The sequence below is a fragment of the Paenibacillus intestini genome (genome assembly GCF_030803945.1).
Lineage (GTDB): Bacteria > Bacillota > Bacilli > Paenibacillales > Paenibacillaceae > Paenibacillus > Paenibacillus polysaccharolyticus.
This window is the reverse complement of the sequence record NZ_JAURUN010000008.1, coordinates 1-11468: the sequence shown is the minus strand read 5'-3', so window position 1 is coordinate 11468 and position 11468 is coordinate 1. Positions and strand designations below refer to the sequence as shown.

General features: G+C 44.6%; 11 protein-coding genes, 15 tRNA genes and 1 rRNA gene. 1 reads left to right on the top strand and 26 read right to left on the bottom strand.

The window, feature by feature from the left end; translation table 11 throughout:
- Window positions 1-3: 3 nt before the first annotated feature.
- The 6 genes from liaF to J2T16_RS19665 all read right to left on the bottom strand — a co-directional run bounded on the left by liaF (window position 4) and on the right by J2T16_RS19665 (window position 3294).
- Window positions 4-651: a cell wall-active antibiotics response protein LiaF gene (liaF, locus tag J2T16_RS19690; RefSeq protein WP_090919697.1), complete on the bottom strand. Its 648-nt coding sequence runs from the start codon at window positions 649-651 to the stop codon at window positions 4-6.
- A gap of 162 nt (window positions 652-813) precedes the next feature.
- Window positions 814-1521, bottom strand: a complete 708-nt coding sequence (locus J2T16_RS19685; protein ID WP_090919700.1) for a PspA/IM30 family protein — start codon at window positions 1519-1521, stop codon at window positions 814-816.
- A gap of 1 nt (window position 1522) precedes the next feature.
- Window positions 1523-2017, bottom strand: a complete 495-nt coding sequence (locus J2T16_RS19680; protein WP_154891096.1) for a PspC domain-containing protein — start codon at window positions 2015-2017, stop codon at window positions 1523-1525.
- A 17-nt stretch (window positions 2018-2034) separates the two neighbouring features.
- Window positions 2035-2271 carry a PspC domain-containing protein gene (locus J2T16_RS19675; protein ID WP_090919706.1) on the bottom strand — a complete coding sequence of 79 codons (237 nt, stop codon included), beginning with the start codon at window positions 2269-2271 and terminating at the stop codon, window positions 2035-2037.
- Between the two features lie 4 nt (window positions 2272-2275).
- Entirely contained in the window at window positions 2276-2947 is a 672-nt protein-coding gene (locus J2T16_RS19670; RefSeq protein WP_123064746.1) for a PspA/IM30 family protein, read from the bottom strand.
- A gap of 38 nt (window positions 2948-2985) precedes the next feature.
- The gene (locus J2T16_RS19665) at window positions 2986-3294 is read right to left on the bottom strand and encodes a LiaF transmembrane domain-containing protein (RefSeq protein WP_090919712.1); all 309 of its coding nucleotides are present in this window, start codon (window positions 3292-3294) and stop codon (window positions 2986-2988) included.
- Window positions 3295-3851: 557 nt separating this feature from the next.
- Here J2T16_RS19665 and J2T16_RS19660 point away from each other — a divergent pair.
- On the top strand, window positions 3852-6245 hold the full coding sequence (locus J2T16_RS19660; protein ID WP_499019087.1) for a helix-turn-helix domain-containing protein: 2394 nt from the start codon (window positions 3852-3854) through the stop codon (window positions 6243-6245).
- A gap of 67 nt (window positions 6246-6312) precedes the next feature.
- Here the strand turns inward: J2T16_RS19660 and J2T16_RS19655 are convergent, their stop codons facing one another.
- The 20 genes from J2T16_RS19655 to J2T16_RS19560 form a co-directional block, all read right to left on the bottom strand.
- Complete coding sequence (locus J2T16_RS19655; protein ID WP_221789997.1) at window positions 6313-7245, bottom strand: class I SAM-dependent methyltransferase; 933 nt, start codon at window positions 7243-7245, stop codon at window positions 6313-6315.
- A gap of 191 nt (window positions 7246-7436) precedes the next feature.
- A complete protein-coding gene (locus J2T16_RS19650) occupies window positions 7437-8045 on the bottom strand; it encodes an anti-sigma factor (protein WP_221789998.1) in 609 nt (202 codons plus the stop codon).
- Window positions 8046-8200: 155 nt separating this feature from the next.
- The gene (locus tag J2T16_RS19645; protein ID WP_154891101.1) at window positions 8201-8776 is read right to left on the bottom strand and encodes an RNA polymerase sigma factor; all 576 of its coding nucleotides are present in this window, start codon (window positions 8774-8776) and stop codon (window positions 8201-8203) included.
- Between the two features lie 49 nt (window positions 8777-8825).
- Window positions 8826-9404, bottom strand: coding sequence for a plastocyanin/azurin family copper-binding protein (locus J2T16_RS19640; RefSeq protein WP_499019086.1), 579 nt, complete (start codon window positions 9402-9404; stop codon window positions 8826-8828).
- A gap of 321 nt (window positions 9405-9725) precedes the next feature.
- Window positions 9726-9804 (bottom strand) — tRNA-Leu (locus J2T16_RS19635).
- A gap of 32 nt (window positions 9805-9836) precedes the next feature.
- Window positions 9837-9910 (bottom strand) — tRNA-Cys (locus tag J2T16_RS19630).
- Window positions 9911-9916: 6 nt separating this feature from the next.
- Window positions 9917-9991 (bottom strand) — tRNA-Gly (locus tag J2T16_RS19625).
- Window positions 9992-9995: 4 nt separating this feature from the next.
- Window positions 9996-10070 (bottom strand) — tRNA-Gln (locus J2T16_RS19620).
- Between the two features lie 14 nt (window positions 10071-10084).
- Window positions 10085-10157: transfer RNA gene (locus J2T16_RS19615), tRNA-His, on the bottom strand.
- Between the two features lie 27 nt (window positions 10158-10184).
- Window positions 10185-10258, bottom strand: a tRNA-Trp gene (locus tag J2T16_RS19610).
- 6 nt (window positions 10259-10264) lie between these two features.
- Window positions 10265-10350: transfer RNA gene (locus J2T16_RS19605), tRNA-Tyr, on the bottom strand.
- A gap of 9 nt (window positions 10351-10359) precedes the next feature.
- Window positions 10360-10435: transfer RNA gene (locus J2T16_RS19600), tRNA-Thr, on the bottom strand.
- Between the two features lie 21 nt (window positions 10436-10456).
- Window positions 10457-10529, bottom strand: a tRNA-Phe gene (locus tag J2T16_RS19595).
- Between the two features lie 96 nt (window positions 10530-10625).
- Window positions 10626-10703, bottom strand: a tRNA-Asp gene (locus tag J2T16_RS19590).
- Between the two features lie 28 nt (window positions 10704-10731).
- Window positions 10732-10805 (bottom strand) — tRNA-Met (locus tag J2T16_RS19585).
- Window positions 10806-10823: 18 nt separating this feature from the next.
- Window positions 10824-10899: transfer RNA gene (locus J2T16_RS19580), tRNA-Val, on the bottom strand.
- Between the two features lie 101 nt (window positions 10900-11000).
- Window positions 11001-11072, bottom strand: a tRNA-Glu gene (locus J2T16_RS19575).
- Window positions 11073-11089: 17 nt separating this feature from the next.
- Window positions 11090-11181, bottom strand: a tRNA-Ser gene (locus tag J2T16_RS19570).
- A 1-nt stretch (window position 11182) separates the two neighbouring features.
- Window positions 11183-11258: transfer RNA gene (locus J2T16_RS19565), tRNA-Asn, on the bottom strand.
- Between the two features lie 69 nt (window positions 11259-11327).
- Window positions 11328-11468, bottom strand: a 23S ribosomal RNA gene (locus tag J2T16_RS19560); the annotation flags it as partial.

Sequence of the window (11468 nt, the reverse complement as noted above, 5' to 3'; positions counted from 1 at the left end):
GTACTACGGATTATGAATATTTAAGTCGCCAACAATATACGAAATAACAAATTTCACTTTATATTCACTGGATTCATATCCAGGAGTTCTCCATACCAATTGATTCATCATGCCGCTATCCTGCTCGCCTAACAGATTAATTCGGCCAAATAGCACCGACGCCTCAATCTCAACTCCGTAATCCTCAGGTAGCGTTAGACGTACATTGCCCATAACGCCTTGCAACAGCACAATCGTTTGCTTCTCCTCAGGAATAGAGAGGGACAGATCCGCATTGACCTCGCCGATGGCATGCCATAGACTCATACTGCGCAGCCTCCAGGAGGACTGATCCCAGTAATAACGGGCCATAAAATTTTGTTTTTTCATGACATCATCATGTAGATGAATCTTTTTGTTCTTGGAATAAAAATAAGCTAATGATGCGAGTACAATTATAAAGACAATCATCAAGTTATCTAGCAATAGCAGGGCTGCACCAACACCAAGATAACGATACCCTTTTTTGGTTTCTCCTTTTCGAATCTGAAGCATTCCAACCGTTAACAGAATAAGTGCGGCAGCCGTCAGCAGGTTCATATTCCGGTTAAAGAGCATTAGAAAACCAACCACAATAATAATGACTGCAATCCAGTGACTTTTTTTACTCATTTCTGCCGCACCTCCTCTGTAAGTTCATCTACGATCTGGATTTTCTTCATTCGACGGAAAAGCCATAGCAGGCACTGAAGTCCTGTATGGCTTAACTTTTGTTCTACGAATCGTATAGGCTACACGATCTATAGAATATCATATTGTCCAGCATGCGAACAGTTATTCTTTAGAAGTATCGATCGCTTCGTTCTTGGAACCATTGCCCATTTTGTTTTTCAGAGCCTGCAATTGTTGATCTACTTTGAATTGTTTCTCCAGATCAACCGGATTGGTGTAGGATGCTCCAGTATTGCGGTATGGTGCACGGGCTACATCTGCCTCAGCTTCAAGTTGCATGATTTTCTCTTCCATGCGGTGGAATCCAAGGGATGCGCTTCCGCTCTCAATGGAATGCAAGCTGTTGATCGAAGACATTTGTTTCTTAGCTTTAGCCATCTGTGCACGGGATACAAGCTCATTACGTTTGTTGCGCATTTTGTAGAATTCATCTTTCATATCATGCAACTGTTGCAACAGATCTTTCGCTTGTGCTTCAGATTGAGCGTGCAGTTCACGGTATTCCTCAATTTTTTGATCAAAATAAATTTTCTCTTCCAGCAATTTGCGTGCTACTTCTTCCTGACCATTCGACAGAGCAGCTTCAGCTTGGGACTCACGTTGTACCGAAGTACGTTCTGCTTCATCCAGACGTTGCTTCATGCGGCGCTCGTTAGCCATTTGTTTAGCAACAGTCACCTCAGCCTCATGAATTTCGGCCTCCATATCACGCAAGTACTGGTTCAACATTACAATCGGATCTTCCACTTTATCCAACATATCATTTACAGATGCCTTCGTCATATCCTTAATCCGTTTAAATACTCCCATTTTACTTTTCTCCCTTCTCGTAACGAGATAATTTTTGGCGAAGCTCTTCAACTTCTTTTTTCAATGCCTTCTTCTCAATATCTTTCATCATGGAATCCAGTTCACTTTCGTGCTGGCTTCCTGCGCCATAAGTGTTGTTATCATAGGAACGCGGGCCGGAATGCGGTCTGCTGTTGTATCCTGGACCAGGGCCAAAGCCGGGACCCGGTTGATTAGGGTTGCTGTTAAAAGGATCTCTTGGAGGCTGATGGTCATAACCACCATAACCTCTGCCAGCCCCCGGGCCGTAACCATATGGATCATATGGTGGGAAAGGCTCTTTTGGTACGACGAGAGCGGCGATGAAGTAGATTAACAACGTCGTGCCCCCGGTTGCAAAGATACTGATGACGAAGATGATCCGTAATAGCGTAGAATCCATTCCAATTGCCTCGGATATGCCGCCGATTAGACCGGTCATCATTCGGTCACGCGTTGAGCGGTATAGTTTGCTCATGTGCTTGCTCCTTTCGTTTACTTGTAACCTCTACTGTGATCGGGACCATATACGTACGGATCTGCGTAGTTAGGTTCCTTAGGTACAACCAATGCTGCGATGAAGTAGATGAATAGAGATGTACCACCCGTTGCGAAGATACTGATGAAGAAAATGATCCGTAGCAGCGTGGTACTTAATCCTAGATTTTCAGATATGCCGCCGATCAAACCTGTCAGCATACGGTTGCGCGTTGAGCGGTATAATTTATTCATTTTACTACTCCTTTTTATCGTTATTGAGCTTTTGCTTCAAGCGCTCCAGCTCTTTGTCCAGTGCAGAGGATGACATGTTACCGGATAAGCCGGAACCATCCTGACCCATTCGCCGGATTTCCCGAAGACTCTGTGCCTCATATTCGAGATCGGAGACTTGGTCATCAAGCTTGTTAAACATACCGGGTACATTTTGACCACTGTAGTTTCCACGTTGATTCATTCGTTGTTGCAACTGAATGGTTTGCATTCGAGCGTAGTAATATTGGCGTTTGCTATACACATTCTGATACTCTGCCTTCAACTGATTGATCTGTTCATCGAGTTCCTGCAGTGCAGCAGCGCTTTGTGTGTACAATTCAGTGTATTGATCCATTTTTTCCTCATGGAGAATTTTCTCCTGCAGAGCCAGCTTGGCGAGATGTTCCTCTCCGGCTTTCAAAGCCATAGATGCCTGTTCCTCTCGTTTGTTAACCATAGCGGCGGCTTGATCTGCCTGCTGTTTCATTTGTCTTGTATGACTCGCATACTGGTGTCGAAGCTTCTCGGCTTCTCCTATGTCTTGACGGGTCGAGACCAGGAACTGATCAATCAGTTTAACGGGGTCCTGACTTTGCTCCAGATGTTCGTTCAGACTAGCTACGGTGATATCCCGCATTCGACGAAATACACTCATTATGTTCTGTCCCTCCTTTTAGTTTATCGTGAAAATTCTTAATAACGGCGACGTGAATTGCGATTGTTGCTCAGCATCGAGATACCGAAGATAATCAATCCGATTGCGATAATCGGCCCGATCAGCCAAGCCAGTTTGCCCATCAGAGATACGATACCGATGATCAGAACGATCCATCCGAGCGTTACATTTCCTCTTTTAATTCCGTAATACCCTAGTGCAATCATCAAGACCGGAATCAGGTAACCCATCAGATGTCCAAGCAATGGTGTTAACTTTCCGAAGAGAATCAGAGCACCAAGTACAATCAACACAATCGCCCAGCCATTTCCCTTGTTCATTCTCATAATTGTTGTTCACCGCCCTTCCCGATTTTACTTTTTTGTTTTTGAACTTCAATCCTGATGTGCTCAGCACACTCGTGCTGTGTTTAGCTTCATTCGTGTTTCTGTTCAATGCATCGTTTAATCCGTTTGTTGAAAACTTGCTTGTTTTTGTTTCCGTGTTTCTTGTTTAACCTTATGTCCTTATTCTAGGGGATTCAGCAACTTTTCAAAACAGACTGCGGACGGTTTTTGATCCTAGACTCAGGTCGGGGATCTGCTTGGACCTTGGACTGTCTGCGGGCAGGACTCAGGGTATTTTCGTCAAAACACCACACTTCGGATACCTGTTATTACCCTTATAACGGAAACATCTCATGGAAGCCCACCTTCTAATATGAAAAAGCCGTTATCTCTATACGTACGTGGATTACACGATTTCGTTTCTGGAATTACTTTTTTATCCAAATAAACAAAAATTAGATTGTTCTAATTGTAAGCGTTTACTAAAATAAAGAAGTAATGAAATCTATTTTCCATCAAGGGGTGGACACGTGCGATCACTAAGCTATCTCCATAAAATGATTATCTTCGGACTTCTGTTAAGTACAGTGCCAATTCTGCTCACGGGAATTGCTGCTTTTATTTATTCTTCTAACCAGACAGAACTGCACCGGACACAAGCGAATCAACAGCTTCTCGAACAGATCCAGTCCAATGTAGAGCACAAACTCGCTACGGTTAGTTACATGCTAGACCAAGCGGTGCGCTCTCCGATTACACTTCGTTCTCTTACGGACTCTAATTCACTTCAACGAGTCAGCAAGTTACAAGCGGGCGACCTGCAGACAGAGTTCCAGCATATGAAGTCATGGGAACCTCTGCTCGATATTATTTTGGTGAACCAATCCAAGGATTGGCTTATTAATCATGCCGGCTTTTATACCAACACTCGCTTCCCGTTATCACTGCCCATGAAAGATCTAATTGCGGATACACTAACCTCGGGATGGCAACTCGCACCCTCAACCATATTTAGTAACGAAGATGAAGACAAGCAAAGCATCTCAAGCGAGCGTCTTTCAGATAAAGGCTGCATTTATCATATTACGCTCGCAAGAACGATTCCCGATGCAAGTGCATCGTCCAATGCAGCACTGATCGCTGGAATTCCGGCATGTTATATGCAAAATCCGCTGGCGCAATCCCCGACAACTGAAGCCTCAGCCTCAGGTCTGATCATTATAAATCGGGAACAACGGATCATTGCCCACCCGAATGCATCCTTTATTGGACAACCTTTGTCTGCGATAGGCCTGCGTGATCGGAAAAACGGAGAACACATTCAGGCGTTACCACCTGTAATGTACTCAGACGCTTATGCTGAGCGTGAAGTGCAACTTGCCAATGCAGATTATTCGTTAACTTATAGTCCTTCTACATTAAAAGGATGGACATATATTCTCATTTCTCCGGAGAATACATTGACTCAAGACTATATTAAAATCGGATTCCATACGCTATATATCAGTATGGCCATACTCTTGCTTTCGCTGCTGCTCGCGTGGCTGGGCTCCCAACGAATGCTCGCCCCTATCAGACGGATTCTTACTCAATTAGGCGATCATATCATCCACAAAGGCTATTCCGTGGTACCAAAACAGTCTATGATTATGCCTGATGAACTGGAGCAGATTCGAATGGGTGTTTCTCAGTTATCCGATGCACATTCTCAACTGGAATCCACTTTAAATCAGCATCAGAACCAGATACGTACCTACGCTATGATGCAGTTGCTTCAAGGCAAAACCAGCTTTAAAACATTACACAGCACATTAAGAGAACAGGGGTACGTCACACACGCTTCTACGTGGCAACTAATTGCCGTCATTGCGCTACAGCCTGAACTAATAAAACACTCTAAATATAGAATGGAGGATCGCTCTCTGCTCTTATTTGCCATCCAGAACATGCTTGAAGAAACGCTTCAGCCTGATCAGCAACTACTTCCTATTGTATTGGAACAACATGTTGTAACCGTGATTGGCAGTACGGAGGGAGATCTACTGCTGTTCTCGGAGCATATTTCAAAATTAACAGAACGATTACAGCAACAGATCGGTGAGGTTTTGGATTTGAAGGTCAGTATCGGTCTAAGTCAGCCACATCCATTCATGAGTCATATTCCACAGGCATACAACGAAGCTATAGATGCGCTTAAACATCGGATGCGGCTTGGGACAGGCATTATCGTACAATATAAGCAACATGATTTGGCTTCAGCTGCATGGGCCATGACCTATCCAGAGGCAATAGAGTATTCGTTGCTTCAATCTATTCAGCAAGCAGACGAGAGTGTTGCTACCCAACAGTTGACTGAACTGTTAGAGACTCTATTTTCACTGGAGTGCACTCCAGAAGAGTATCAATATGCCCTCATGCGGCTGTTAACACATATCTTGAAGCTTGCACAGGACTCTGGCATTCGACTTGCCCAGATCAGTCAGAGCCACCGTTCCCTTTTCCAAGAACTTCAAGTTTTACAATCCGCTACTGAGGTGGAGCATTGGTTCAGCCATCAGGTGATCCTGCCTGTCATTCAAATTTTTAAAGAAAGACAGGTCGTACAGTCTCAGAACATTTCAGAGAAAGTGATCGCTATTATCCAGCAAGATTACGACAAAGATCTAACCCTGGAAGAATGTGCAATGCGGCTTCATTACAATGCTAACTATTTAAGCAGCGTTTTTCGTAAGGAAACGGGCGCTTCATTTAGTGAGTATTTGACGAGGTACCGGCTGAATATCGCCAAAAGATGGCTGGACGAACGGGATTGGACGGTAAAAGAAATTGCTGAACGGCTTCGTTATACCAATCCACAAAATTTTATCCGTTCTTTTCGAAAATGGGAGGGTATGACTCCCGGAAGATACCGGGAGTGTAAGAAACATCCCGAACGGGCTGTTAAAGGATAGATAAGAACTCCATTGGAAAGAGGGCCATTTATTAAACCTTGAAGATGCATTCAAGTTTGTTTTATATCTACTTTTTGACTGCAGACACTGTTTTCATATGTGCTTGTTCTAGCTGAATCAGCATTTTACCAAATCTTGCTCCGCGAGAAAAGGGAATCAGGCCGTTCGTATAGGTGTCACGAATATATGTTTCAGCTTTACTTAACGCTACCGCATCGGTTGGTATTTCATAGGTGTGTAGCCACTCAGGGAGCTGTTGAATCAATTCTTCTACCTGAATCTCAAAATCATTCACTTCTCTCGTAATAATCATTGTATATGAATATCCCTTAAGGTATAGCAACTGCTGGAGGTATGCCATGTCCCCTGCCTTGTAAGGAGCATCCACGCCAAGTACTGTCCTGAGCTCATCCATCAGTGTATGCTCTTTTGCACCGGCAATCGTACTGACGTAAACATACTTTCGGGCACAGTGTATAGCTTGCTCAATCGTTTCCCAATCAGACATCGCGGGGCACATCGAGGCAAAAACGATATCATATTGTTTCTCCCAGCCTTTATTCGATATAGAGATTTCTTCAAATCGCTCGGATACAATCGTAATGTTATTCTTCAGTTCAGCAGGAATGGTTTCCTGCATTAACGAGACAAGCAAAGCAGAAGGCTCAACTGCAGTAACCCTGGCTCCCTTTTCTGCAAAAGGAATCGTAAATATACCAGAGGCCGCACCCACGTCCAGCACCGAGGCTCCTTCAAACGTTACACCCTGATTTTCAATCCAGCCCATTATGCGTGCCGAGCGGTTCTTGCCTTCCTCTGTAAAAGACTGGGCATGATAATTCCGGGCCCAACGTTCGAATGCTTCCTCTGTATCAAAAGGGGCACTTTTTTGCTTATATCTTGAACTTCTCGGGCGGTTCTTCCACGCTTCTTCCCATACACCCAGGTCAAATAATAGTTCTGCATTCGCTGTACTCGGTTGAGTCGTCAGCTTCTTCACGTCCTTTCATATTATAGACTTAATATATCTACAATATATTGAATCAATTTGTACGTCAACCTTTATGTTACTTATCTTCAAACGTAAAAACAACACAGAAGGGGAAAGCCCTCTCCTGTGTTGTTTAACACTATGGCGCTCAATGGTACACGGATTTACAACAATCTCTTCTCCCCTGCTTATCTGACCTGTTAACTTGAACGAAACATCTGCGGACCACGCGGGACAAGTCCCGTAGAATCAGGTTCCAACGTAATCGCAATGGAATCATAGGCCCATGCCTGGTTGCCCATAGGAATTGCGAGCACAGCAAGCCCCATCTGATTTTCTACTCTCAGCTTGCCTGCGTTATGGTACGCCTGATCCTTGTTCAACCATACCTGGTAAACCTCATTCTTCTGCGTCTGTGGAGGGTTGAACAGGTAGACGACAAACTGCTGATCTTTGCCGGTGCCTACAATACAAGCTACTCCATAACTCGTTCCAGAGGTGAGCGACTCCAACTTCATAACCTTTTGTATTTCAGAAGCAGGCAAATCCATCGAATTCATTAGCGTTACAGGTTGCTCGATGCGCTCTTGAATTAAAACTACATTTCCTATCAAACTAGCACCAAGAAGGATAAGTACAGATGCTGCTACAAGATTCACTTTTGGATTGTTATAGCGCTTCGTAAACCGCTTGAATCTGCTACTCCTTTTATGTTCAATAAGATCTGGCGCAAAGGATTCGTTGCTTTTCCCCCATGCGGCTTCCATCACCTGTTGTTTTAAATCAGATGGCAACTTCACTTGCTCCATATGTGTTGGAATCGCCTCCCAACCTAGCCGTAATTGTTCTAATTCAAGCTTACATGACGCACAATCAGCAAGATGCCTTTCGAAAGCTTTGCCCTCCTCTGAGCATGGATCCGATAGATATTCCAGCATGTATGAGCAGACGGTTATTGACGACATTACCACTCTTCCCCTCCCGCAAGCAAATGCTTACGCAGTATTTTCAGTGTCTGGTGCAGTCGGCTTTTAACTGTGCCCAAAGGCTCCTGATAGTGTGCAGCTAACTCACTCAAGCTGTATCCCTGCCAATAAAAATGTTCGAGCAATTGAAGTTGCTGCTGAGACAGGAATGCACGCATTCCTTTAATCTGCTCCTTCAACATTTGTTTTTCAACCTGGCTTTCGACCGATAGTTCAGCAAGCTCTGCAACTCTCTCCAGCTTCTCAGATGTATAATAAGACACCACCTGGCTCGACAGACTTCGTTGCTTACGTAACCAATCGATAGCTAAATGACGTGTGATCGTGATGATCCAGTTCCTGCAATGACCCTTGTTGGGGTCATATTCGGCCTCTGTTGTCCATATCCTGACAAAAACGGACTGCACCACTTCCCGAGCACCGTCCTCCTGTTGAAGAGCCTTCCAGGCGAATGAGTATATGAGAGAAGCATAACGGTCATATAGTTCTGATAATGCTTCTTGCTTTTTTTGTTTAATCAGCAGAATTAGCTGGTAATCGGAATACTCCTGCATTCAAAAGTCTTCCCCTCTCCTGTCAGGTCGAGCAATTTCAATCACAGGACTACTTGGAGAGAACTTTAATTACCCCTTTCATACTTGGATGAGGCCCACAGTGATAATTGATCTCGCCTGCCTTTTTAAACGTAACCACTGACTTCTCTCCCTCGCCTATTAGTCCTGTATCGAAAGAATCGTCTTCTGCAACAACGGAGTGCTCAACTTGATCCTTATTCACAAATTCAACACGATCACCAACTTTGATCTTCAGCTCTGCAGTTTGAAATGCAAAATCAGAAATTTCAATTACATACGTTTTGCTTTTCTCTACTTGGGTACCCGCAGGTTTTTTAGTATCTTTAGAAGATTTGGACGTATCACTCTTCTTCTTTGTAGACTTTTTCTTATCTGTAGTCGCAGGCGCTGATTTCTTCGGTTTGGCTGGCTTAGTTGGTTTAGATGGCTTGGTCGTTTGGTTAGCTGTAGAACCCGTCGTTTGCTTGGACGATGGCTTTACGTCCTTTTTGTCTGTTGTTCCCGTCATGTGATGGTGAGCCGATGCTTCTGCACCTGCCAACTGTGGCAATGTTAAACATAGCCCCAATACCAAAAGTAAGGATAAATATTTTGCTGATTTGTTCATTATTGCTTTCCTCCCTAGAATAAAAAAATTAAAATGTCGCATAAATGCGTTCAATCATAAGAAACGAATCATATCCTTAATCGGTTTGATATCCCCGAATTTTTATTTTAAAGAGTCATCATGCTAATCTTCTTAAAGAGTACTTAATACACAGAATACAAGATCCACTTATATATCAAATGGAAGAGGCCATAAATGAAGCCATGTACCTAACGTATCATTTCTTTATTTACTGAGAGAATATAAATCACGAGTAGAGTATTAAAACTCAATACAAAAAGAGTTCACTAGAGATAAACTCTAATGAACTCTTTAAATAAATACCGGCGAGAGGACTCGAACCTCCACGGTTTCCCACTCGATTTTGAGTCGAGCGCGTCTGCCATTCCGCCACGCCGGCTTATTTGATTGTAGCATATAATAAAAATATGCTGGAGGCGCCACCCAGATTCGAACTGGGGATAAAGCTTTTGCAGAGCTGTGCCTTACCACTTGGCTATGGCGCCTTATTATGGAGCGGAAGACGGGAATCGAACCCGCGACCCTCGCCTTGGCAAGGCGATGCTCTACCGCTGAGCCACTTCCGCATAATGGCTGGGGATATAGGATTTGAACCTATGCATGACGGAGTCAAAGTCCGTTGCCTTACCGCTTGGCTAATCCCCATTAGATAACAAAGGGGCGATCGAGGGGAATTGAACCCCCGAATGCCGGATCCACAAACCGGTGCGTTAACCACTTCGCCACGATCGCCATATAGAAACTACTATTAAAATTAATTGGCAGGGGCAGCAGGAATTGAACCCACACCAACGGTTTTGGAGACCGTTGTTCTACCTTTAAACTATGCCCCTAAAAACTGGTGGAGGATGATGGATTCGAACCACCGAACCCGTACGGGAGCAGATTTACAGTCTGATGCGTTTGGCCACTTCGCTAATCCTCCAGGATTACATGGTGCCGGCGAGAGGACTTGAACCCCCAACCTACTGATTACAAGTCAGTTGCTCTACCAGTTGAGCTACACCGGCATATTAAGTTTTCTATCAAGGTGGCTCGGGACGGAATCGAACCGCCGACACGAGGATTTTCAGTCCTCTGCTCTACCGACTGAGCTACCGAGCCATAATAAAGTTTAAGCTTGAGTCGCTACACTTTATCCAGGGCATCAGTGCCATACAGCAGATGTAGTGAACAACTTGCCTCATGTTAAGAATTAAATGGCGGAACCGACGGGATTCGAACCCGCGATCTCCTGCGTGACAGGCAGGCATGTTAGGCCAACTACACCACGGTTCCAGATCACTTTCGGTTAGGAAAGTTACAATTGCGGGGGCAGGATTTGAACCTGCGGCCTTCGGGTTATGAGCCCGACGAGCTACCGGGCTGCTCCACCCCGCGTCATTAGAAAATTTTATATGGTGGAGGCTGAGGGGATCGAACCCCCGACCCTCTGCTTGTAAGGCAGATGCTCTCCCAGCTGAGCTAAGCCTCCGAACAACACATTTATGATCTTACCATAAACTCGATATGAAAATCAACTTTTTTTTTGAAGTGATGAGTTTCTCATCTCAGTTTATAGTTTGAAAATAATAATGACCCGTAGGGGATTCGAACCCCTGTTACCTCCGTGAAAGGGAGGTGTCTTAACCCCTTGACCAACGGGCCTTACTGAAGAAGAATTATGGCGGAGAGAGAGGGATTCGAACCCTCGAGACGCTTGTGACGCCTACACGATTTCCAATCGTGCTCCTTCGGCCAGCTCGGACACCTCTCCATGGCTCCCCGAACAGGACTCGAACCTGTGACAACTCGATTAACAGTCGAGTGCTCTACCAACTGAGCTATCAGGGAATATGTTTCAGAGTTATTGTACTCTGAAAACTAGATTCGAAACGAAACGTACGCGATCAAAACTTGCTATTGGATAAGCCCTCGACCGATTAGTACTGGTCAGCTCCATGCATTGCTGCACTTCCACCCCCAGCCTATCTACCTCGTCGTCTTCAAGGGGTCTTACATACTGGGAAATCTCATCTTGAGGGGGGCTTCACGCTTAGATGC